17 protein-coding genes are annotated in these 22,850 nt (G+C 39.9%); 5 read left to right on the forward strand and 12 right to left on the reverse strand.

Annotated elements, in window-relative coordinates:
- Positions 1-4: 4 nt before the first annotated feature.
- The 5 genes from pilB to FLL46_RS23680 form a co-directional block, all read right to left on the reverse strand.
- Positions 5-1,723, reverse strand: coding sequence for a type IV-A pilus assembly ATPase PilB (pilB, locus tag FLL46_RS23660; protein WP_142934386.1), 1,719 nt, complete (start codon positions 1,721-1,723; stop codon positions 5-7).
- 308 nt (positions 1,724-2,031) lie between these two features.
- Positions 2,032-2,781 (reverse strand): hypothetical protein, encoded by a 750-nt coding sequence (locus FLL46_RS23665; RefSeq protein ID WP_142934388.1) that lies wholly within the window; start codon positions 2,779-2,781, stop codon positions 2,032-2,034.
- Positions 2,782-2,938: 157 nt separating this feature from the next.
- A complete protein-coding gene (locus FLL46_RS27745) occupies positions 2,939-3,364 on the reverse strand; it encodes a pilin (RefSeq protein ID WP_142934390.1) in 426 nt (141 codons plus the stop codon).
- A 438-nt stretch (positions 3,365-3,802) separates the two neighbouring features.
- Entirely contained in the window at positions 3,803-4,696 is an 894-nt protein-coding gene (nadC, locus tag FLL46_RS23675) for a carboxylating nicotinate-nucleotide diphosphorylase (protein WP_210418809.1), read from the reverse strand.
- A gap of 45 nt (positions 4,697-4,741) precedes the next feature.
- Complete coding sequence (locus FLL46_RS23680) at positions 4,742-5,296, reverse strand: retropepsin-like aspartic protease family protein (protein WP_210418810.1); 555 nt, start codon at positions 5,294-5,296, stop codon at positions 4,742-4,744.
- Between the two features lie 437 nt (positions 5,297-5,733).
- Here FLL46_RS23680 and FLL46_RS23685 point away from each other — a divergent pair, with 437 nt between their 5' ends.
- Positions 5,734-7,575, forward strand: a complete 1,842-nt coding sequence (locus tag FLL46_RS23685) for a pre-peptidase C-terminal domain-containing protein (RefSeq protein ID WP_142934392.1) — start codon at positions 5,734-5,736, stop codon at positions 7,573-7,575.
- 67 nt (positions 7,576-7,642) lie between these two features.
- Here FLL46_RS23685 and FLL46_RS23690 read toward each other — a convergent pair whose 3' ends face one another.
- The 3 genes from FLL46_RS23690 to FLL46_RS27230 all read right to left on the reverse strand — a co-directional run bounded on the left by FLL46_RS23690 (position 7,643) and on the right by FLL46_RS27230 (position 8,744).
- The gene (locus FLL46_RS23690) at positions 7,643-8,029 is read right to left on the reverse strand and encodes a type II toxin-antitoxin system RelE/ParE family toxin (RefSeq protein WP_142934394.1); all 387 of its coding nucleotides are present in this window, start codon (positions 8,027-8,029) and stop codon (positions 7,643-7,645) included.
- Positions 8,030-8,034: 5 nt separating this feature from the next.
- A complete protein-coding gene (locus FLL46_RS23695) occupies positions 8,035-8,262 on the reverse strand; it encodes a ribbon-helix-helix domain-containing protein (protein WP_142934396.1) in 228 nt (75 codons plus the stop codon).
- Positions 8,263-8,570: 308 nt separating this feature from the next.
- Positions 8,571-8,744, reverse strand: coding sequence for a pepsin/retropepsin-like aspartic protease family protein (locus FLL46_RS27230; RefSeq protein WP_168204302.1), 174 nt, complete (start codon positions 8,742-8,744; stop codon positions 8,571-8,573).
- A 413-nt stretch (positions 8,745-9,157) separates the two neighbouring features.
- Between FLL46_RS27230 and FLL46_RS23700 the strand changes: the two genes are divergently transcribed.
- The gene (locus tag FLL46_RS23700; RefSeq protein ID WP_142934398.1) at positions 9,158-10,999 is read left to right on the forward strand and encodes a pre-peptidase C-terminal domain-containing protein; all 1,842 of its coding nucleotides are present in this window, start codon (positions 9,158-9,160) and stop codon (positions 10,997-10,999) included.
- Between the two features lie 259 nt (positions 11,000-11,258).
- Here the strand turns inward: FLL46_RS23700 and FLL46_RS23705 are convergent, their stop codons facing one another.
- The 3 genes from FLL46_RS23705 to FLL46_RS23715 all read right to left on the reverse strand — a co-directional run bounded on the left by FLL46_RS23705 (position 11,259) and on the right by FLL46_RS23715 (position 16,417).
- Entirely contained in the window at positions 11,259-11,591 is a 333-nt protein-coding gene (locus FLL46_RS23705; protein WP_142934400.1) for a hypothetical protein, read from the reverse strand.
- A 95-nt stretch (positions 11,592-11,686) separates the two neighbouring features.
- A complete protein-coding gene (locus FLL46_RS23710; protein WP_142934402.1) occupies positions 11,687-12,013 on the reverse strand; it encodes a hypothetical protein in 327 nt (108 codons plus the stop codon).
- A 96-nt stretch (positions 12,014-12,109) separates the two neighbouring features.
- Positions 12,110-16,417 (reverse strand): RHS repeat-associated core domain-containing protein, encoded by a 4,308-nt coding sequence (locus tag FLL46_RS23715; protein WP_142934404.1) that lies wholly within the window; start codon positions 16,415-16,417, stop codon positions 12,110-12,112.
- A 663-nt stretch (positions 16,418-17,080) separates the two neighbouring features.
- Between FLL46_RS23715 and FLL46_RS23720 the strand changes: the two genes are divergently transcribed.
- From FLL46_RS23720 to ampE, 3 genes are all read left to right on the forward strand, one after another.
- Positions 17,081-19,402, forward strand: coding sequence for a DUF1631 domain-containing protein (locus FLL46_RS23720; RefSeq protein ID WP_142934406.1), 2,322 nt, complete (start codon positions 17,081-17,083; stop codon positions 19,400-19,402).
- Positions 19,403-19,493: 91 nt separating this feature from the next.
- Positions 19,494-20,135: a 1,6-anhydro-N-acetylmuramyl-L-alanine amidase AmpD gene (gene ampD / locus FLL46_RS23725; protein WP_342779818.1), complete on the forward strand. Its 642-nt coding sequence runs from the start codon at positions 19,494-19,496 to the stop codon at positions 20,133-20,135.
- 248 nt (positions 20,136-20,383) lie between these two features.
- Positions 20,384-21,241: a regulatory signaling modulator protein AmpE gene (gene ampE / locus FLL46_RS23730; protein ID WP_142934408.1), complete on the forward strand. Its 858-nt coding sequence runs from the start codon at positions 20,384-20,386 to the stop codon at positions 21,239-21,241.
- A 314-nt stretch (positions 21,242-21,555) separates the two neighbouring features.
- On the opposite strand, the gene FLL46_RS23735 is transcribed toward ampE, so the two are convergent.
- A complete protein-coding gene (locus tag FLL46_RS23735) occupies positions 21,556-22,542 on the reverse strand; it encodes a hypothetical protein (RefSeq protein ID WP_142934410.1) in 987 nt (328 codons plus the stop codon).
- Positions 22,543-22,850 lie beyond the last annotated feature (308 nt).

A 22,850-nucleotide genomic window follows, 5' to 3' on the forward strand; every position in this document is an offset into this window, starting at 1 on the left:
TGTCTTAGTGCTGAGTTACACGATTAACTTCTTCAAGAGAAGTTACTCCTTGCATAACCTTTACCAAGGCGGAACGATGCAAGTCGTTAACCCCTTCTTTTGTCGCTTGTTCGGCGATATCTAGTGCGTTGCCTCCCTCCATTATGATTTTTCCGATAGTCTCACTGACTTTCATAACTTGGTAGACACCTACACGTCCTTTATAACCGTTTGTACAATTATCACAACCAACTGGTTCAAAGATTTTAAAAGTACCTATTTCTTCCTTCTTGTATCCAACTTTTATTAGCACATCGTCGGGAAGATCTGCTTCGTTTTTACAGTTTTCGCACAGCCTTCTGGCGAGACGCTGGGCAATAACTAAATTAACACTTGTTGCTATATTGAACGGAGCAACTCCCATATTGACCATTCTTGTCAGAGTTTCTGGCGCGCTATTAGTATGTAGAGTCGACAACACTAAGTGACCTGTTTGAGCTGCTTTAATTGCAATTTCAGCTGTTTCTAAGTCTCTAATTTCACCAACTAGCACTATGTCAGGGTCTTGGCGCAAGAATGCGCGAAGTGCCGTTGAAAAGTTGAGCCCTGCTTTTGGATTGACGTTAACTTGATTAACTCCTTCAAGGTTAATTTCCACGGGATCTTCTGCTGTGGAAATATTTCTTTCCGGTGTGTTTATAATATTTACTGCAGTATATAACGATACTGTTTTTCCGCTACCTGTCGGGCCAGTAACCAAAACCATTCCCTGAGGTTTATGGATAGCATCCAGAAATAGCTCTTTTTGTTCAGGCTCATATCCCAGGACATCAATTCCGAGTTGCGCGCTAGTTGGGTCGAGAATACGCATTACAATTTTCTCGCCAAACAAGGTTGGGAGTGTACTGACACGAAAATCTATCGCTTTAGTTTTAGATAACTTAAGTTTAATCCGGCCATCTTGAGGAACCCTTTTTTCCGATATATCTAATTTTGACATTACTTTCAGTCTTGCTGAAATTCTTGTCGCTAGATTGATAGGAGGTCCCGCAACCTCAGCTAGTATTCCGTCAATTCTGAACCTTACTCGATAGCGTTTCTCGTATGGCTCGAAATGTAAATCAGAGGCGCCTTTCTTAATAGCATCAAGTAGTATTTTGTTTACAAACCTGACTATGGGGGCATCGTCAGCCCCACCTGCAGCTTCCGCATCATCTTGTGATTCTTCGTCAACCGCTTCAAGATCTAAATTTTCTAAATCAGCGTCGTCAAAATCCCCGAGTTCCTCGTTTGCTTTATCTTCAACGATTTTTTCGATTGTTTTGTTAAGTTTGATTTCTTCAACTAAAACTGCTTCAGTGGTTAGGCCTGAGTGAAACTTAAATTCATCTAGCGCGGCAAGGTTGGTTGGGTCTGAAACGGCCACATACAGCCTTTTTCCTCTTTTGAAAAGAGGGACCGCATTATGTTTTTTGATAAGAGTTTCACTAATTAAACTTGTTGGAATCTGTTCCGAATCCATTGAACTCAGATCAAAAAGAGGCACGCCGAACTCTGTTGAGGCTGAATTTGCAATCAACAATGAGTCAATTAAAGTATTTTCCACTAAATATGAGACTAAGTTAGTTTTGTTTTTTTGAGCGTTAGTGACGGCATCAAGAGCATCTGACTCGTTAAGAACGCCATCTTGAATTAATCTGCGAACAAGTCCACTAAGAACGATATTTGTTTGAGGTGTAGCCATTTCGAGGATTAAATCCCTAGTGTCAATGTTTGATATAACTTTTTATTCAAAAGCCCACCAAAGGTTTATATTAAGCTAAAGAGAGTATAGTGCGATTGTAAATATATTTCATCATTATATTTTAAAAACAATTAGATAGCGCACATTATTAATATATTACCTTCATCTGTATAGGCAGACCATTCTCACCTGATTTTAGTAAATTATGGACGACTATCATAAACAAATTACATATTACTGTAATGAGACTTGAATTTGGAGACGCTGATTTGCGTATTGGATTTAGTTGTTAAAACGATTAACACTATTTATCTTTGGTATTCTTTCCACGGATCGATGCGTATGTAACCCAGTACGTTTGTATCTGAAACGCTTATGGCTATTACCATGGCATTCCCATTCGTACCTTGTAGCGGTAATAGGAGATATTCTTTATTTTGTGATTCACTAATGAATTCTTGCAGTGATTTCTCCGACTTGGGTGATTTCGGTGTTAGTTGGTCTATGTTCAATGATGATTTAGCAAGTATCTCAATATGATCTCTAATTGGGCGATGTCTTTCTGCAATTTTGCTGTATTGTACGTTATTAAATATGAAATCTGTCCTTTCCTTGTCTGATGTGGCCGGTAACGCATAAGTTATAGCTGGGTAGTTAAATGAAAGGCCATCAAAATGAGAATTTGGTAACCCTTCTACCACTGGTTCAGAAGCGGCCAGTACTTCAAACCTGTCTCCAACAAACGCCAGCACCGCAGGGCGTTGATGATAAATTAGATGTCCGCCATAAATTAAAGCTAATAGTTGTAATACGGCTATTGTAGAAAGGTCAAATTTCAAGCTTTTTTTACCAGGCAGGTAGACGATAAAAGTTAACAATGGCCCGAGAATGGCGTCTACGATAATTAGAATTTTGAGACCTTCCCAAACATTCTCCAGTTCGAAGAATATGTCTTGATACCAAAATAACTTTAAGAAAAGAAGAAATGCGGCAATGACAAAAACACTAATTATAAGGTGCACAAGAAATGCAATTGATTTGGACTTAATAGATTTCATAACACAAGTAATCGTATTTAAAACAAGCAATTGGTTGAGTTAGATGCTGATATTTTGCCGTTGCTGAAAATAAATGCAAATTTTTTTATTCACCTTGACTTAGACAATAAAAAAGCCGCTATTCGCGGCTTTTTTAATTTAATCAGTAAACTATTGATTAACGGCAGTTAGCAGGAACGTGCTTAGCCAAACCAGCAGTTGTTGCACAAGTCCAAGTTAGCGGATCTTCTGGGTTAGCTTGAGCAGGTGTTAAGGTCATTACAGGTTGAGTTGTAGCGCCTGTTGCTTGTGTAGTTAAAGTTACAACGCCCGTCGCATCGGTAATGGCGACACTTGCACAATAAGTTGTGGCGCTAGAAACATAACCTGTATTTGCGGCTGTTACGTTAGCTAGCCCGCCTAGAGAGGCTGCAGTTTCAGCGACAGCTGTTTTAGCTTCTGAACCCATAACCATACACTCAGCTACTTTAGTACGAATTGTATAGTCCTGATAAGCTGGCAATGCAATCGCAGCCAAAATACCGATAATCGCGACAACGATCATTAATTCAATCAATGTAAAACCAGATTGGACTTTTTTCATAATTAACACCTCAGTTAGTTAGTAATTTAAATAGTAAGAAAAAGTTTCTTAATAAAACAAAGTAGACTATTTCTAAAAATTCACAAGAACCATCCCTTTGGTTAAGGGAGAGCAATGTTAATGCCAGAATTATCACCAGTGTCCATTTAATGTGACTTGATTCTCATTTTTTATTAACTGGCATTTTTAAACGATCATATGATTAGTCGTTATATTTCAATGATATAAGGTATATTTAGAGAATAAGTTCTACTACTTCACAAATGTAATTGATTAGTAAAAAATAAAATGAATTAAATAATTAATCGAGATATCAGGTAAACCTGAAGTGTCACATGTGACAAAAAGTGTCATACATGACACTTTTAGACTGACATAGTTTGTTACATTGACAAAAAAGAGGAGATTTATAAGGGAATTGTTTTCGTCTGGCTAATTTTATTTTAAATCTATTGAGATTCGCATAGATAGATCTAAAGCCTGGACATTTTTTGTCAGCGCGCCTACCGAGATGTAGTCGACACCAGTATCCGCGATTGATTTGATAGCTTCTAATGATACATTCCCGGAGGCTTCGAGCAGCACTTTACTGGAATGCTGATCTCGCTGCTTTTTCGCCTCTCTCATTTGTTCCAGACTAAAATTGTCCAACATGATGACTTGTGCTTTTCCGTCTAGCGCTTGTTGCAACTCATCCAATGATTCAACTTCGATTTCCAGTAGTTTGTCGGGATGATTGAGAATGGCTTGATTTAATGCCTGCGGTATTCCACCACAGGCCATGATATGGTTTTCTTTGATAAGAAAAGCATCCGAAAGACCAATTCTGTGATTAGTCCCACCGCCGCACTTGACAGCATACTTTTGGCCGAAGCGCATTCCTGGAAGTGTTTTTCTGGTGTCCAAAAGGCGACAATTTGTACCAACAAGTGGTTCGGCGTAGAGAGAGGTGAGGGTAGCGGTGGCGGATAAACTCTGTACAAAATTCATTGCGCTTCGTTCACCAGTGAGCAATTCTCTTGCATTTCCTTCCAATGTACAAATGACATCTTCGGGAGAGAGTTTGTCACCGTCTTGAAAGTTCCACTTGATGGTGACGTTTCCGCCAAGTAGTTCGAAGATTTTATCTACCCAGGCAGTTCCGCATAATACACCTGCTTCTCTGGTGATAAGTGTCGCTGATGCTATTTTATCTTTCGGAATTAATTCTGCCGTAATATCCCGCGCTGAGTCCGCATTAATACTACAGTCAGCAAGATCTTCCGCTAACGCAAACTGGCACATTTGGGCTATTTCTTGCTCAAGTAACGACTGGAATAGTTTTTGGTCCAACTGAAATTCCGTGAAGTAATTTTTACACTGGCGCTATTCTAACAGTTAGTAAACTTGTCGCAAGGTCAATTGTTTGCCCTTTTGTGTAAACTCAAGTTCTTTTAAAACGCTCATACCAAGAAGTATTTGCCTGCCTTCCATATTCGGTACTATAGATGCCTTTACATCCCGGATGACAATATCGCCGATGGTCAATCTATCAATTACAGTGTAATAAGCCTTGGCTGTACCATTCGCAGTGTGGGTGTAGTGGGATTGACCAGAAATCAGCCCTAGCTCTTGTTGAATTTCTCCTGGTATGGCAACCAGTGTCGCGCCGGTGTCTAGCATGAATATCGCGTCCTGATGATTGACGGTTCCAGAAACCAGGTAATGACCATAGCGGTTGCGTTGCAAGGTCACTTCTACGCCATTTTGAGTTTGATAAGTATCGGGCGCGCTATTAGGGTTTATCTGCTTATCTTCCCAGGAGCCAAAAATAGTTGTCAATAAGGCTATCGCAATAATCCAGGCAATCATTATCATGCGGTTACCGGCGGTTTGGGTGTCCGTTTCTTTACCTGGTTCTCTATTTTGGGGGCCGTTTGAGTTTGACTGCATAACTTATCCAAATACCAACTTAGTGTTAATCGCATCGATTAAGTCATATTAAGTGCTCTGCAACTTCCAGTCTACATTTCGATTTATTTAAAAATGGCGATAGCAAAGTTTCACACCATAGAAGGTCGTTTTGGCTATTTGTTTATCGAAAAATCTCTTAGCGAGAATAAATTGGTTTGTTTTCAATATCTGCTATTATTTTTTTAGATTTTAATGTATCTTAAATGCATCTCAGATTTGTTTTTTTTGAGATTAAAAGTAAGGAAGTGAGACTTTGCAAATTGATGTTAATGATTTTATCGCAATGCAAAGCTGACTTTTTACTTTTTTGTTCCATTAAGGCGATCAGCATAAGAAGGGTGATTAACAAGAATAAATATCCGATTAATAAATGTTAATTAGTTGCTCGTTCGCTTAACTAAAATAGGAGGGTAATAATGAGTAGTATCATAAGAAATAATAAATTTATCGCTGGCTTAGCTATTCTCTTGGTTTTGGTGTCAACCAAGAGTTTTCATACGATTGCTAGTAACAAGGTTGCTAACGATAAACAGATTCAAGATAGTGCCGCTGAAACTCTAACAAATGCTATATCCAAAAGTGACCTGGTATACAGCTATGACGAGATGTTTAATTTTGATATTGAAAAATATTTAGAAAAAAATGCACCTCACTTAGCTGCTCATTCTGAGGCAATTTCTCACTATGCAGGACGGTCTTCGATTAGCCCTAAAATAATTATCGCGTTAATCGAATATCAAACCGGTCTAGTTAGAAAAAATAACGGGGATCTTAAATTGCCGTTTGGTAATTTATCGAAAGAAGCGGATTTTAACGGGCAAGTTGCCGACATTGCTGATCGTTTGTCGCGCGCATTTTATGATGGACATTCATTTCATGATACTGGATTGAATGCTAAGCGCACCGGTGATGAAGATGCTAGGAGGGCAATTCAAACTATCATCGCGTCAGGCAAAAAAACAAATACACTCAATGCGAATGCCGGGAATGAGACTCAGTCATTTAACTCGGTTTTTCGGCAACTTTTTCCGGAAACTAAATTAAAAAGTAATGAGAAAGAAGGCGGTGCAGTTGAAGTAGTACCCGCAGATAACTTTTTGCAATTACCTTACCCGGTCGGTAAATCTTGGACTTACGGCGGCAGCCATACCAATACTGGAAGCGGTAGCTATCCGCAATCATCGTTGGACTTTAATAATGGTGGACGTTGGGGGGACAATCTTACCGGAATTTGGGTGACGTCTTCAGCTAGCGGGAGAGTGGTGCGTCATTCTTCTTGCTTTCTGGAAGTTGTTCACAGTGGCGGCTGGTCGACTACTTATTATCATTTATCAGGTATTCGTGTAAATCACGGCTCGACTGTTTCGAGAGATACTCGGTTAGCAAATTATGCCAGTAATCGAAATCAGGCATTGTGTGATGGTGGTAGTTCTTCTGGACCTCACTTGCATTTTTCCTTAAAAAGGAATGGCCAGTTTTATCATTTGAATAATGTTTCATTATCAGGTTTTAAAGTGCACACGGGTCGTAACAGTTATGACGGTAACTGCAATTATTTTTGGTTAGAAAAAAACAATAGCTATTACTGTGCTTGGGAATGGATTAATAACCCGGGTGTTGATGGTGATACTGAACCAACGATTTGGCCGATGGAAAACGGCCAGGTAAGAAATAATATTTCTGGAAATCAAGGAGTGAAATACTATTACAAGATTGATGTTCCTGCTGATGCAAGCAATTTACAAATTGCTGCGTCTGGCGGATCGGGTGATGCGGATATGTATGTCAAGTTAGGGGCATTACCCACGACTAGCAACTACGATTGTCGACCCTGGAAAAATAATAATAATGAAACTTGTAGTTTTGAAACACCAGATAGTGGAAGTTGGTATGCCATGTTACATGCGTATGAATCGTTTAGTGGTTTAAGTTTAAAGACGACTTATTCCGGTGGCGGTGGTGGATACAAAGTTGAGAACATTTCTATCAGTCAAGGTAATTGGAAGCGATATTGGATAGAGGTTCCTGAAGGAATGAAAACACTCACCGTTAAGACGACTGCAAACAATGGTGATGCTGATCTTTATGTGAAGAAAACGAGTTATCCAGACAAAGACAATTGGGATTGTCGGCCTTACGATGGTGACAGTAATGAGGTTTGCACTTTTAATAATCCTGAATCGCGTCGATGGTATATTGGAATTTATGGTTATGAAGCCGTTGATGGATTGACTATGGAAGCGGAGTGGAAGCCTTAAATGATGTTTTCTCAGGGCGGAGTTTTTCGTCCTGAGATTATTGGAGTATTGAGTTGGTTAGGGAATCTTATATATCGAGATGACCTTCCATTCGAGCCTTCGAGATTTCCTTTAGCTCGCGAGAGATAATATAGGAATTTTTCTCTAGAATTGCGGGGACATCTCGGGTTTGTCGAATCAATGCGACAATTATTATCTTTTTATCACTTAATGGTACGTAAACAATGTAGTGTTCTCTAACAGCATGAATACTCAGGCCTGCTTTATTAGTTAAATGTATATTTCTCGCAGAAGAGAGATGATTTTGCGCTATCTCTTCTGCACTTTTGTGAAGATCTAGAAAATACTGTTTTGTTAACTCTTTACCCCAGCGCCTTAGAGACCACTGACGTGCTTCTCGAAAGTCGCGCTCCGCGGTAGATGTAAGTATGTAATATTGAACCTTCCTTGGCATTACTTTTAATCTTCCTTTGCAATATCTAAAATGGACAAGTCTGAAAAGCGATTATGTTTTATGTCGCTAAGTCCGTCCAAAACATGGACAACCGTTTTTTGAGACTCCATATCACGGCGAATTAAATCACGAAGATATTCGCTCGGGGTGGCATATAGGCCAGAGTCGCCAGTACGACTATCTACAAAGTCTCTTAGTTCTTCAGTCAGGGACAAGTTTAAACTGCTCGACATCTTGACATCTCCATATGTGAGGTTTATTCGATAGCATAATCTTTATGTCGAATATCGTCAATATTTGTCATAGATTGGTTATCTTCATCACGGCTAATTTGTTGGCGAGCGTCTAGCGACCCCCACCAAAATTCGATTTTTAGACAGTAGACCCGATGTTGTTTGCGTAATCAGGGAGCTGGCTTTCGGTGAGAAAAATGTTATGCAGATAGAGAATTTTTCTTGCATGGCGTTCATAAATTTCAGCTGGTTTCTCATTTCGTGTTGAGAAAACCTCGGTTAGAAACCGAGGCTACGTATGTTTTTTTTCAGGGATACTTTGCTAGTGTGGCGCCTGTATCCAGTATGAATGTCGCGTCGTTATGATTAACAGTGCCAGAAACCAGGTAATGGCCATAATGATTCAGCTTTACGGTCACCTCTACGCCGTTTTGAGTTTGACTGCATAACTTATCCAAGTACCAACTTAGTGTTAATCGCATCGATTAAGTCATATCAAGTGCTCAGCAACTTCCAATCTACATTTCGATTTATTTAAAAATGGCGATAGCAAAGTTTCACACCATAGAAGGTAGTTTTGGCTATGTTGTTTTATCGAAAAATCTCTTAGCGAGAATAAATTGGTTTGTTTTCAATATCTTCTATTATTTTTTTAGATTTTAATGTATCTTGATTGTATCCTTGTTGTATCTGAGGATATTTTGTTGGGGTTAAAAGTAGGGAGGTGAAACTTAATAAATTAATGTTAATGAATTTATCGCAAGGCAAAGATGACTTTTTACTGTTTTGTTCCATCAAGGCGATCAACATAAGAACGGTGATTAACAAGAATAAATATCCGGTTAATCAATATTAATTGCTTGCTCGTTCGCTTAACTAAAATAGGAGGGTAATAATGAGTAGTATCATAAGAAATAATAAATTTATCGCTGGCGTAGCTATTCTTTTGGTTTTGATGTCAACCAAGAGTTTTCATACGATTGCTAGTAACAAGGTTGTTAATGATAAACAGGTTCAAGATAGCGGTGCTGAAACTCTAACAAATGCTATATCCAAAAGTGACCTGGTATACAGCTATGACGAGATGTTTAATTTTAATATTGAAAATTACTTAGAAAAAAATGCGCCTCACTTAGCTGCTCATTCTGAGGCAATTTCTCATTATGCAGGACGATCTTCCATAAGCCCTAAAATAATTATCGCGTTAATCGAATATCAAACCGGTCTAGTTAGAAAAAATAACGGGGATCTTAAATTACCGTTTGGTAATTTATCGAAAAAATCGGATTTTAACGGGCAAGTTGCCGACATCGCTGATCGGTTGTCACGTGCATTTTATGATGGACATTCATTTCATGATACTGGCTTGAATGCTAAGCGCACTGGCGATGAAGATGCTAACAGGGCAATTCAAACTATCATAGCGTCAGGCGAAAAAACAAACACACTCAATGCGAATGTTGAGAATGAGAGGCGGTCATTTAACTCGGTTTTTAGGCAACTTTTTCCAGAAACCAAATTAAAAAGCAATGAAAGAGAAGGCGGTGCAATTCAAATGGTACCTGCAAATAACTTTTTGCAATTACCTTACCCCGTTGGTAAAACTTGGACTTACGGAGGTAGCCATACCAGTACTGGAAGTGGCAGCTATCCGCAATCATCGTTGGACTTTAATAATGGTGGACGTTGGGGGGACAATCTTACCAGAATTTGGGTGACGTCTTCAGCTGGTGGGAGAGTTGTACGTCATTCTTCTTGTTTTTTAGAAGTTGTTCATCGTGGTGGTTGGTCGACTACTTATTATCATTTATCAGGTATTCGTGTAAATCACGGCTCAACTGTTTCGAGAAATACTCGGTTAGCAAATTATGCCAGTAATCGAAATCAGGCATTATGTAATGGTGGTGCTTCTACTGGGCCTCACTTGCATTTTTCCTTAAAAAAGAATGGTCAGTATTATCATTTGAATAATGTTTCATTATCAGGTTTTAAGGTGCACACTGGGCGTAATAGTTATGATAGTAACTGTAATTACTTCTGGTTACGAAAAAATAACAATTATTATTGTGCATGGGAGTGGATTAATAACCCTGGCGTTGATGGTGATACAGAACCGACGATTTGGCCAATGAGAAATGGGCAAGTTAAAAAATATATCTACGGCGACCAGGGAGCGAAATATTATTACAAGATTGATGTTCCCGCTGGTGCAAGTAATTTACAAATTGCGGCTTCTAACGGGTCGGGTGATGCCGACTTATATGTTAAGTTGGGAGGGTTGCCAACGACCGGTAGTTATGATTGCCGTCCCTGGAAAAATAACAATAATGAAACTTGTAGTTTTAAAACACCCGGTAGTGGAAGTTGGTATGCAATGTTGCACGCGTATGAATCGTTTAGTGGTTTAAGTTTAAAGACCACTTATTCTGGCGGCGGTGGCGGTTATAAAGATGACAACATTTATATCAGTCAAGGTAGTTGGAGGCGATATTGGATAGAGGTTCCTGAAGGAATGAAAACACTCACCGTTAAGACGACTGCAAACAATGGTGATGCTGATCTTTATGTGAAGAAAACGAGTTATCCAGACAAAGATAATTGGGATTGTCGACCTTATGATGGTGACAGTAATGAGATTTGCACTTTTAATAATCCTGAATCGCGTCGATGGTATATTGGAATTTATGGTTATGAAGCGGTTGATGGTTTGACTATGGAAGCGAGGTGGAAACCTTAAGTGATGTTTTCTCAGGGCGGAGTTTTCGTTCTGAGATTCTTTTAGGCTTTAATTATCTTAAGTCTTTGTAGCCTTGATCGAGCTTCGTGGAGTCAGGGAACGAACTTTCAGCGAGAAAAATGTTAAGCAGATAGGGAAAATTTTTTGCGTGGTGTTCACGGATATTAATTGGTTTATCATTTTGCGTTGAGAATACCTCGATTAGAAACCGAGGCTACATGAATGTTATTTTTCAAGGCTACCTTGCTACCCATTAGCCTTACGTAAGATCTTTTATTTTGCAAGTAACTAGAAAGTTTTCACCAATAAATATTACGCCTCCAATATCAAAGTTTTTATTGGATTTAATATCAACTAGATAGGGTTTTAGAGCAACTATTTCTTGCCAATTTGAATCTATGCTATTTCCAGCTTGAGACATTTCTATTTCGTGGGTTAAAAATAAGTTCCTCACCTCTTTGAAAGCCGGGGCTGGTTTCAAATAACCGTGAACTTGCTTTTCTCCTAAAAAGTCGACTGTTTCCTTTTCAACGGTGAATGTTCCCCAGTTTCTACCGACTATATCTTGGATATGAAAAGTGCGGTTTAACATAAAAATACCTTTAATAGCCGACAACCAATTGTTCGAGAAATCTCTAATTGTAGCTATCCCCCAGGCGTTTTTGACTATTTAAGCTCATGAATTCATCATTTTGATTGTCTTGGCAAAAGGCGAACACGTTGACCGTTGACAGAAAACTCCCCTTCAACAAAATCCACATCAGCCTCTATAGTCCTGATGGCTGGGTCATGAAACATAATGCCGTTAACAACCAAAAAACTTTCATTGGGCATGTCTTTTGAAGCTGCGGTAGCAAATAACTCCCAACATAAATCATCGTCATGAGATGCGTATAATGCTATTGCAAAAACGAATTTCTCTAGCACTTTAAAATCATTCTCGGAGTAAGAGAGTTTTTCAACATCAATCATTTCACGCAATTTTTCTTGCGCTTTATCTGTAACTTTTAACATTACTCTGACCTTGTTGTTTAGTTAGCTATTAACATAATTTATGCTTTCTATGTAGTTAATTTTATATGGCTGTTTCGAACATCCAAAGTTTAGGCATTATTGTTTGTTCGCTCTACAGCGAGCAATACATGAATTCCATGTTCTTTTAGCAAACTCAATGCATTGTAATCTCTGGTCGTTATCACTACATCCATCTGAATTACAATTCCTAAGTTGTTCTTGGTATCTCCTGTTACAAGCAGACTCGCATGCGTCTGGCAATGCTGGGCTATTGATTGTATCTGTCTCATTCGTGCTAGGAAATGGTATCACATTGTCGTCCGAACCTTCATTAAATTGATTTGGAAAATCAGGCAGGCAGGCAGCGGTGATTCCTGCAGAGCAAGCACGGTGTCTCGCTTGTGAATCAGCTTCTCTTTGGGCGGCCAAATAGGCTGCTTGTGCATTTCCAATCATCCGCCCAAACTGAAAGACTGCTCTCGGATTAAGCCAACTGAGACCTTCAGGGTCGATGCGATTAATTGGATTCCCTCCAACATAGCCATAAGTATTTATCCCCCCATTAAGCCCAATCGGGTCCGACTGAATATACCGTCCTATTTCGGGGTCATAATCCCGGAAGTAGTTGTAATGAAGACCGGTTTCATCATCCAGATACTGCCCCGGAAAACGAATACTCTGGTTAAGGTTATTGGTGGTAACAATCGCTTTCCCAAATGGCGTGTAGTGGGCTTGCCATTGAATAGTGTCAGTCTCATTGGTAATCGCCACCGGCGTATCTAAATGATTGGTGTGCACATAATAAAGCTGATTGTTATCAACGGTGGCTAAGCGCTGACCATTGAGATAAATATATTCTTTTTGGATTTGTCCTTGACTATTCGCTTCAGCAATCAGCTGACCATCTAAGCTGTAAATAAAATGGTTCGTATTGCCATTGACTTGTTTAATGCTTCGCTCACCTTTGAAGTTATAAACATAGTTGGCATTCATGCCGGTTTTACTGGCGGTCTTCATGCGCCCATGCTGGTTATAGGTAAAAGTGAGGTCGCCCTGGGTGAGGGTATTGCCCATTGCATCATTGGTAAAACTTTTGGCCTGGTTACCGGTGACTTCCGTTAGCCTGTGGGAATCAGCCGCGTAAGCATAAGTGCCTGTTTGATTATTATCGGTTTTGGTTTTCCGGTTACCAACTTTATCATAAGTAAAACTGATATCACCATAACCCCCGTTAGCCGTTAACAATCGGGATAACTTGTCATAAGTGAGTGTTTGATTTTTACCGTTATCCAGGGAATTAACAATCCCGGTGATGTTGTTGGTTAAATCATAGGTATAACTTTTCTCATCAATACCACTGACTGTTTTGCTGGTCAGTCGATAATCTAAATCAAATCCCTGGGTTAGCATTTTTCCATTACCGAAGGTGAGATGAGTCATCGGGCCAAAAGGTAAATAAGCGATATTGCTAGCCAGGGTTTTGGTTTGATTATTAAGTGTTGAGTTCAGCCCATTCACGCGACCCAAAGCATCAAAAGTGTAAGTCAGTTTTCTGCCACCGGGATAAGTTACACCAGTCATTTGACCTTGGTTATCGAAGTGATATTCAGTGACATAATTTTTTCCATCAATTACGCGGGTTTCTTTGGTGACCTGTCCGAAACTGTTGTAAACGTAATGGGTTGAACCACTTTGGTCGGTGACTGAGGTTAAACGACCAATGCCTTTATTTCCGTTAGCGGTTTCATCATAAGTGTAAACGATGTTTTCAGTTGAATCCGAATAAGACTGGGTTTTCGCCCGGTTCAATGCATCGTAAGTGAAAGTGACGGTTACGCCGCGAGCATCGGTTTTAGTCAACCTGTTACCGGCTTTATCATAGGTAAAAGTGGTCGTGCCGGTGTCTTTGCTGATGAGTTTGGTTAAATCACCAAAGGCATTATATTCATATTGGGTTGATTGACCTTCGGCATCAGTGACGTTTGTGATTTGATTGTGTTGGTCATAACCAAACTGGGTTTCTCCGTTATCCGGGTCAACAATTTTTTTGATGCGATTGAGCGCATCAAAGCTGGAAGTGGTTTGATTGTTCAATGCATTTTTATCAGTAACCGGATTACCATCAGCATCATAAGTGAGCTCATTGCTTTGGCCATTATTGCCTAAGTTTTTTGTTAATTGTCCTAGAGCATTAAACACTGATTGTTGTGATCGTTTTAAAACACCATTAGAGTCTTTCGTTTTAGTTTCCGTGATATTTCCCATCAGGTCACGGGTGTATTCAATTCGATTACCTTGCGAATCTGTCACTGCAGTTAATCTCTCACCGTCATCATATTCGTAGTTGATAACTTGTCCGGTAGGGGAGGTGACTGATTTTAGCGAGCCAGTTGGAAAATAGTCGTATTGGGTAACAGCACCATGAGTGGTTGACGTTTTGAGCCAACCTCTTGGGATGTAGGTTAGTGTAGTAACAACACCATTGGCATCAGTCACCTTACCTACTCGGCCGCTTGCATCATAATCTGTAAATAGCGTTTCATGTCCAAGCGCATTTCTTACTTTTGAAATATTACCGTTTGAGTCGTAGTAATAATTGGTTGTATCTGATGAGCCAGAAATTGGGCCGTTTATCGATTTCAATTTTCCTTGAGGATAAAATTGATAGATTGTAATTCTATATTTACCAGTCGTTAAATCGTTAAGTTGTTTATAGTAAATATCACCATTTGTTTTATAGCCAATGACAGTTTTTAGATTTCCTTCAGTTATTGTAGTTGGTCTGTTATTTGTCCAGTTAGTGGTGACTTGTTGTGCTTCAGCTGTTCCTTCAGCCAATATCTTTTTGGTTTGCAAGGCGCTGCTATTATACTCATAGGTATTAACCTTACCAGTTGGAGAAGTCGCTTTGGTTTGATTTCCTGCTGCATTATATTCGTAAACATAGTCGCCAGTAACGCAATCAGTGCAAGCCAACTGCTCGAGTTTAGTGAGTAGACGTCGCCCTTCAAGATCAGTAGTAAAGTGATAGATTTTTTCGTTAGACAAATTATCTGAAATAAATGTTTTGACCTTGGTCTGGTTTTCCACAGAGTAGTCAAGCTCAACTCTCTCGACACCACCCGCTAATTCGTTGTCGATGGCACGACCAAACTCGTCATAAGACCAGGTGGCAAATCGAATACCTTTTTCATTGATTTTTGCAGTCATACTTTTCGGAAATCGTGCATCTTCGAAAAGATACTGAATAAACGGATTATCAGTATTCGTTGAAGGTGTATCGTCTGGATAAATAACTTTCACCAGATTGCCGGTATTATCATATTCAAACCAGAACTCTTCGCCAGCCGGAGCAACAAGTCTTTCCAGCTCATCGGACGTATTGTAGAAAAAGGTAAGTTGTTTACCATAGTGGTTGGTAACGGTTTTTAATTTACCGGTAGAGGTATAACTAAAGCTTCGGTTAATTCCGTTCTTTGTTGTTTTTGAGAGGATTTTTCCATTAGCGGAAAATTTTTGGGTATCACCTCGTTTAGTTGTATAAGTTAGCGTCCCATCGCCGTTAAGATTGATATACCCATATCGCTCCTGGTTTTTCGTGTCAAAGCCAACGGTTTTCATGATGGGGGAGCCATTCAAGGTAACATAAAGTCGACTATGGCCTCCTCCCCAGGTGAGCTTTACTATTCTGCCACTTCCTTTTGTGTAAATCGTATTAAGTGTTCTAAATTGGTTATCGTTGAGTTGTTGGCCCAGATGAGAATTGAGTTGGTTGTATTCTTCCTGCTCATCACTATATAGTGGACTTTTGTAGGAAATATTATATTCAAGTGGATCTGTTCCCTTACCCGAATATATCGGAGTCGTTTGAATACTTTCGCCGGTGGAACATACAATTGGATCACCAACAACACTACGATTCGATTCGCATTTTGCCGGTTTCATACAGACATCGGGTTTAGTATCTCCGTCCATATCAACTGGCTTAGTGTAAGGAGAGCTTGTGCATTCAAGAGCGTGGAAAACACTAAAATGTAAACTCGTTCTAATATTCAAGAACGAATTGACTCTCGTATAGGAAACTAAATAGTCACCGGGTCGGTTAGGATTGGGTTGAAGCTCTTCTGGATTGCAATCTTCTACCTCATAGTTGATATTTCCCCAGTGGAACTTCCAATCGTCACATCCAATCTGAGCCGCAGTAATGGCGTTGTTCTGTGTTGAACCGACTTTTCCTGGCGCTATCCAAGGTTTATAATTTTCTTCAATTAGTCGAAAGTCTTCACCGATTGCATTGGCTGTAGTGGAGAAAAAATAAAGAAAGAAAACTGAAAAAATAACGAATAAGTTGGGGTGTCGGTTATTTTGATTATGCCCCATCAGGTTGTGAAAGATTATGCTCATATTTAGATCCCTTAAATACTTCAATCGATAATTAATTACAGCAATAGAAGTCGTCCTATCCCTGGATTCTTGATTCAAAACTTTACCTGGCGAAATCCAATAAAGTCATGACAAAGTACACTCCGCGATATAAGACTGATATTTTTTATAACGGATGTACAATTATTAGGTCAGTGTATCTATCAGCACAGATAATGTCCACTATTTATTTGAGCAAGTAGTTTTTGCTAAAATAGCGCCATAGTTGAAAGTTTTAGTATCTAATCAATTACTTAATATCGCGGGCATGGTGCTAATGAATTTGTGGTGAAACTAAACTGAATCGGTAACTGGACTTAATACCCCAACAGAATCATCAATATTTTTCTTATACTCCCTCAAAATAAACGATTGATTTTTGAGCGAATAATGAACACATCACCTGTCCTGATGACTATACTTAGATTCAAAGGGAAACAAATTCCGTGAACAATCTCTGCGGTGCAATCTCAAGTTGCTATTAAATTTGACGTATATCCGTGAATAATCCTGATTTGGGGGTTGGGTCACAGCGGTGACATAGAGGATCGGCTATAAATAACATTCCCAGTAGTCAGTTTTGAGTGACTAGCCTTACGAGGCCAGTTCTCAAATCTTATCTTTTTTAACCAAGAGGTAAGCGTTGTGGGCAATAAGAGCCACATCTTAGATTTCAATTCAAACGCTAAGTCTGTTCAAGGCAAAAAAGCGATTTCTTTACCAGTGATGGTCGAAGACGCTCGCAAAATTTTTATCGGCGAGCTCGAAAGTAATCTAAAACAAATGTTCGAGGAAGCTGACGATATGTTATTTGACATGTCTGACGGCGGTTACCAGAACGCGCATTTTGACGCGATGCGAATGCTACGTCTGAAAAAAGACGGACTACTTAAAAGTTTCTACAAAGAAATGCTGAACAGCTTTACCGAAAGTCTGGGTAAACGAGATGATTATCAAGAGCCCTCAATTGAGAGTTTATCATTCGAAAATATTGCCCTGGTTGGAGATAGTGAATTAGAAGAAGGTATCGCTATTGATGGAATGGTCAAAAAGGCCAGAAGTGGTAATGTTGATGCCCTGGATAAAATTCGTACTCGTTTAGACACACTGATCCCTAACAAATCGGTAACTCGCGAAAATAATCCATTTGAACCAGTTTGTATCTGCACTGCATTTAAAAATGCTTCTCTCGCGCTTGATATTGACCTCAATTCATTGCTGGTGGTCTATAAATTATTCGAGCGAACTGTTTTATCACAACTTGAAATTGGCTATCAAAAAGTGAACGAGCTTTTTGTGGCTAAAGGCGTGTTACCGGACCTTAAAGTTTCAACACCACAACGTCAAAAACAAAAGCCAATGAGCTCACCTAACACTGCTTTACCCTCAGAAGGTTTGTTAGAAACAGCGATTAGCGAAACATCTGCTAGTACTTCTTTAAATCAAGCACCGGTTGACGATCAGGTGCTCTCACTAATGCAAAGCTTGTTGGCGAATAATCGACCTTCAATCCAGATGCATAATAGTGTCCCGACGACGCAGGTCGATACACCACAATTGATCAACGCGTTGACAAACCTGCAGGCATCGCAGTTTGCCCAATCCGCTGAAGGTGGAAATACCATTGTCGATTTGCGCAATGTTTTGGGTTCGCAACTAAATACCTCACCTGAAGCGATTCAAGAAGGTGCTTTGGGACAATTCAATGACGATATGATCGATATCGTATCGATGTTGTTTGACTTTATTCTTGACGATAAAAATGTGCATGCGGAGATAAAATCGGCGATAGCTCGATTACAAATTCCGATGTTGAAAGTGGGTCTGGTCGATAGAACATTTTTCTCAAACAAAAAGCATCCTGCCAGAGTCTTGCTCAATGAAATCGCATACACGGGTATTTCCTGGGATCCAAAAGCGACAGACTCAAAACTGGTATTGAGTAAAATCGAGGAAATCTCTGAACGAATTACTTCGGAGTTTAAAGATGACATATCCATTTTCAATGGGATACTTGATGACCTTTTAAACTTTAAGCAAACTACCCAACGACGAGCTCAAATTCTTGAGCGCCGCACCAAAGAAGCGGAAGAGGGCAAGGCAAAGGCCGAATCTGCTCGGGCGAGAGTTAATCAAGAGTTGGCACGTATGTGTAAGGGCAAGTCGATTCCTGATTCTGTGCGTCAATTGCTCAAAAATGTTTGGGTTCACGTGATGTTTCTTGAAAGTCTGAAGAACAATCCAGACTCATGGGATAAGGTCACTAAGATTGGTAAGTTATTGATCTGGAGTGTGCAGCCGGTTAAGGAAGCGACAACTTTAGAAAAACTGATCAGCCGAGTCCCTCGCATTGTTAAAAATATCCGCAAAGGTTTTGATATTATTTCACTGTCGCCGATTGATGCCACGCGCATGTTGGATCAATTAGAAGAAACTCACCGAGAGGTGATCAAACAAGCGCAGGAATATATTGAAGGTAAAAACCAGGAAGAAATTATTCGCTTAGCACCGACTCCTTTTTCAGATTCAATCGAATTGAATTTACTGCAGCAGGAAGAGCAAAGTGGGGCCGTTGATTTAGCACCGAGTCAAGAAGTCGAATCCATTGAAATTCATGACATTGGTTTTACGCCGGAACAAACTGGTAAGCCGCAGCTGGAAGATACTCTCGATGTCGACATCAGTCAGGCGAGCATACAGGCAATCGAAAGTTTAACTGCGGGTCAATGGGTTGAACTTGAAATTGACTCTAATTCCCAGCGTTGTAAGCTGGCGGCTAAAATTTCATCAAGCGGAAAGTTTATTTTTGTTAATCGTAATGGTGTAAAATTAGCTGAATTTTATACTGACGCGCTTGCTCTTGAGTATCAAACCGGCCGGCTGAAAATTCTCGATGACGAAGCGCTTTTTGATCGTGCGCTTGAGTCTGTTATTTCTAATTTACGAGCGATGAAAGCCGACGCTTGATGCTTTAATATCAGGACTTAAATTTGCCAGGACTTAAGTTTGTCAGGGCTTAAATTCGCCAGGATTGACTTGATGATGCCCCCTTCAACTATTGAGTTGGAGCATCTATTATTCGTTTTCAGATAAAATTACCACTAGCGTCACTTTCCAATCACTGTTAGCCTCTGGTTATTCAATCTTAGTTAACCTGCGTCAAATGATCGTTAGTGGTCTTCTTAAACAAGCTCGCTTTATTGAGAGCCCCCATTATAATGAGCGACCAGATGCCGACGATATATCATTGTTGGTTATCCATAATATCAGCCTGCCGCCAGGTAATTTCTCTTCGAATTATGTGGAGAAATTTTTCCAGGGGCAGCTAGAGCCTGCGAGTGATCCTTATTTTCAAAAGATTGCCGATTTGCAGGTTTCCGCCCATTTATATATTCGTCGAAGGGGTGAAATCATTCAGTTTGTACCTTTTCAAAAAAGGGCCTGGCACGCTGGCGTATCAAACTTCAAAGGAAGAGAAAACTGCAATGATTTTTCAATTGGAATTGAATTAGAAGGGACGGATGAGCTTGAATATACAGATGAGCAATATGACGCGCTAATCGAAGTCACACGCTATTTACAACAAAAATATCCAAAGATAACCAATGGTCGAATTGTTGGTCACTGTGATATTGCGCCGCAACGTAAAACAGATCCGGGCGAGAGTTTCGACTGGACACGATATCTTGATAGCCTGTAATAACTGAGCCCGTTGGGATTGATTCTTTCAAGCTTTCCATTAGATTGATTTTATATCAGCCTGATTTTTATACTAAAATCAGTTAGTATCTTGCCCGTTTTTAAAACGCTGTCTTGAACGAGTTCGAGTCTGTTAATTGACGAACGAATTATCGGGGTGAATAGAGGCTCAGAGCGATAAACTATTTATCCCGAATTCGGGTTGTTAGCACAATAAGTTACGCCAATAAGAAACACAGAGATTAAAAAATGACGCTTTTAACCGTACTGTTGGTAGTTGCACTGGAATACCATTTTCAATGGGGGGCCGAATATCGATCATTTGGCTGGTTCTCAAGTTTGCAAGAGAAACTCGATGACATGTTTGGAGAGCATTCTTTCTTTGAAGGTTGGGGAGGAATAGGCCTGATACTATTAATACCGGTACTGATTGTCGGTTTGTTTGTGGGTATATTTGATGGCGGATTTTACTACCTGATTTTGTTTATTGTTTCTTGTGTGGTTTTGTTTTTATGTCTGGGACCACGTCCACTTGAAGTTTCATTTCGCTCATACTTCGAGGCAATGGAAAGAGGAGATGAGCAGGCCGCCTATTTATTGCTAAACCAGGAATCCCAGGCTGAAGACGTGCCTGAAGGTGATGAAATTGTCAGAAATGCCACCCGAGTCATTTTGGTAGAAAGCCAGGCTCGTTATTTCGGTGTACTTTTCTGGTTTATCTTTTTAGGTCCGTTCGGCGCGCTGTTTTACCGTTTGGCACATCAATATTATTGTGATTGTAAAAAGCATAACAAGGAAGAACACCTGCCTTTGATGAGTCAGTTGCTTCACGTTGTTGATTGGCTGCCGGCTAGATTGACTTGCTTTTTGTTTCTGCTGACTGGCGATTTTGTGAATGGCTTTTATCGGGTGAAAGATTATTTTGCCGATTTGTCTGCGAATAGCCAACATATTATCAGTGAAACTGGTGTTGCCGCACTTGGCTTAGAAATGGGCGTCTCTGATCAAGGGATCAAAGAAAATCGTAACGCAATGGCAATGGTCGAGCGTACCTTGATAATTTATGTGGTGGTGGCGGCCGCACTAACGCCGCTCGCATTTTGGTAAGGGAGAAATCCAACTCAGTTTAACTCCGTTCGGTTCGTGCTGAAATTTATCAATCTCTTAGCTCCCTCTCCCTTTGGGAGAGGGTTGGGGAGAGGGAAATCCAACTTACAAAGTTTAACTCCGTTTGGGTTCGTGCTGAAATTTATCAATCTCTTACCTCCCTCTTCCTTTGGGAGAGGGGGGGGAGAGGGAAATTCGACTTACAAAGTTTAACTCTGTTCGGTTTTTCGCTGAGAACTATCAACCTCTCCCTAGCCCTCTCCTTCCAGGAGAGGGGACTTAATCCTTTGCTAAAGGTAAACTGGTGACAGTCTTTACCCCAACACTGCCGCCTGAACGAGAGATTCCATTGTCGAGAGTATAATCAATGACTCGTCAAGTCTTGAGTCGATATCGTCAAACTCATCTTTTCGATTTAGAATCGATTTGATTGCCGTTTGAATCGTTAGCAATTGCTTAGGTTGTCCGTTGGTTGGCAAGGTGTTGATAAAATAGTAAACACTTTTTAACCACCGATTGCTTTCTTGAGACATGGAACTATTTCCATTGAGCCGTCGCTGCGCGATTAATTCTCCTTTTTCCCTGAACTCAACCAAAGTGCGCAGTAAGGCAGTGTTAATCTCTCGTTTGTTGGTGGATAGCTTAGATTGAATTTTAGTCACTGTTGATTCGAGATTTTTGAGTTTATTATTATTTTGCGTGTAACTATTTTTCTGTTCGTTGTACAGATTATTGAGAGAGGTGAACTTAAGATCCACATGCTGCATTTGTTGTTTAAGCTCATCACCGAGTGTTGAAATATTATCGGTCTTTTCTATTTGTTTACTTTGCGTTATTTGTAGCTGATTCAGTATTGAGCTGTTTTCACCTAACGAATTAGAAAGCTGCGCAACTAGAGCTCTGTCTGCTTCGGTGGGGAGTTTTTCTCGAACTTCGCCGATAAAGGTCTGAATTTTTTCAGTTGTTTGCGAATTAAAAATCAAAGAAGTAACAATAGCGACAATAATGGCAAGTGTTGACGCCATAATCGTTTTACCAATGTCGCTTAATTGTACTTTGAGTTTGGTCCAGAATGTTTGTTTATTACTTTGTGCTACTTTATCGACTGTTTTGTTTATGAGCTGCTCGACTTCTTCGGGCGTCACAACAAGTGCAGGTTGTTCTTCGTTGTTTTGTGATATGTCGGTTACAGTTTGAGCAGGTGCTTTTTCGTCTTTATTTTCTTTGCTCTGGCTGGACACGTTGAGATTAGCGGTATTCGAGTTTGATGTAAGGTTTGCGTTAGAGACTGAGGTTTCCATGATCTTCACTTCCGTTGTTGGCTCGCATAATCGCGATTGAGATATTCCAATGAGCTATAGATGATTGGATTATTATAATGCGATAGGGATAAATGATGGAAGAATCCGGGCTAACTTAATTGAGATATTTTCTCATTTAATTTTGATGATATTTGGAGCGTATCGAGATGGGAATATTTGGAATAATTTGCTCGTGGCATAGTTAACAATTAGCCTGGCTAATTAAATTTCGATTACCGTTTAACAAGTTTGTGATTGGACCACTATGCCATTGAAATTTCTGTGATGTCATGGATATTTTCTAAAAG

The organism is Aliikangiella coralliicola (genome assembly GCF_007004725.1).
Lineage (GTDB): Bacteria > Pseudomonadota > Gammaproteobacteria > Enterobacterales > Kangiellaceae > Aliikangiella > Aliikangiella coralliicola.

Coding starts and splice junctions, on each gene's coding strand:
- pilB (WP_142934386.1), bottom strand. CDS start 1,723: ATGGCTACACCTCAAACAAATATCGTTCTTAGTGGACTTGTTCGCAGA.
- FLL46_RS23665 (WP_142934388.1), bottom strand. CDS start 2,781: ATGAAATCTATTAAGTCCAAATCAATTGCATTTCTTGTGCACCTTATA.
- FLL46_RS27745 (WP_142934390.1), bottom strand. CDS start 3,364: ATGAAAAAAGTCCAATCTGGTTTTACATTGATTGAATTAATGATCGTT.
- FLL46_RS23680 (WP_210418810.1), bottom strand. CDS start 5,296: ATGCAGTCAAACTCAAACGGCCCCCAAAATAGAGAACCAGGTAAAGAA.
- FLL46_RS23685 (WP_142934392.1), top strand. CDS start 5,734: ATGAGTAGTATCATAAGAAATAATAAATTTATCGCTGGCTTAGCTATT.
- FLL46_RS23690 (WP_142934394.1), bottom strand. CDS start 8,029: ATGCCAAGGAAGGTTCAATATTACATACTTACATCTACCGCGGAGCGC.
- FLL46_RS23695 (WP_142934396.1), bottom strand. CDS start 8,262: ATGTCGAGCAGTTTAAACTTGTCCCTGACTGAAGAACTAAGAGACTTT.
- FLL46_RS27230 (WP_168204302.1), bottom strand. CDS start 8,744: ATGCGATTAACACTAAGTTGGTACTTGGATAAGTTATGCAGTCAAACT.
- FLL46_RS23700 (WP_142934398.1), top strand. CDS start 9,158: ATGAGTAGTATCATAAGAAATAATAAATTTATCGCTGGCGTAGCTATT.
- FLL46_RS23705 (WP_142934400.1), bottom strand. CDS start 11,591: ATGTTAAACCGCACTTTTCATATCCAAGATATAGTCGGTAGAAACTGG.
- FLL46_RS23710 (WP_142934402.1), bottom strand. CDS start 12,013: ATGTTAAAAGTTACAGATAAAGCGCAAGAAAAATTGCGTGAAATGATT.
- FLL46_RS23715 (WP_142934404.1), bottom strand. CDS start 16,417: ATGAGCATAATCTTTCACAACCTGATGGGGCATAATCAAAATAACCGA.
- ampE (WP_142934408.1), top strand. CDS start 20,384: ATGACGCTTTTAACCGTACTGTTGGTAGTTGCACTGGAATACCATTTT.
- FLL46_RS23735 (WP_142934410.1), bottom strand. CDS start 22,542: ATGGAAACCTCAGTCTCTAACGCAAACCTTACATCAAACTCGAATACC.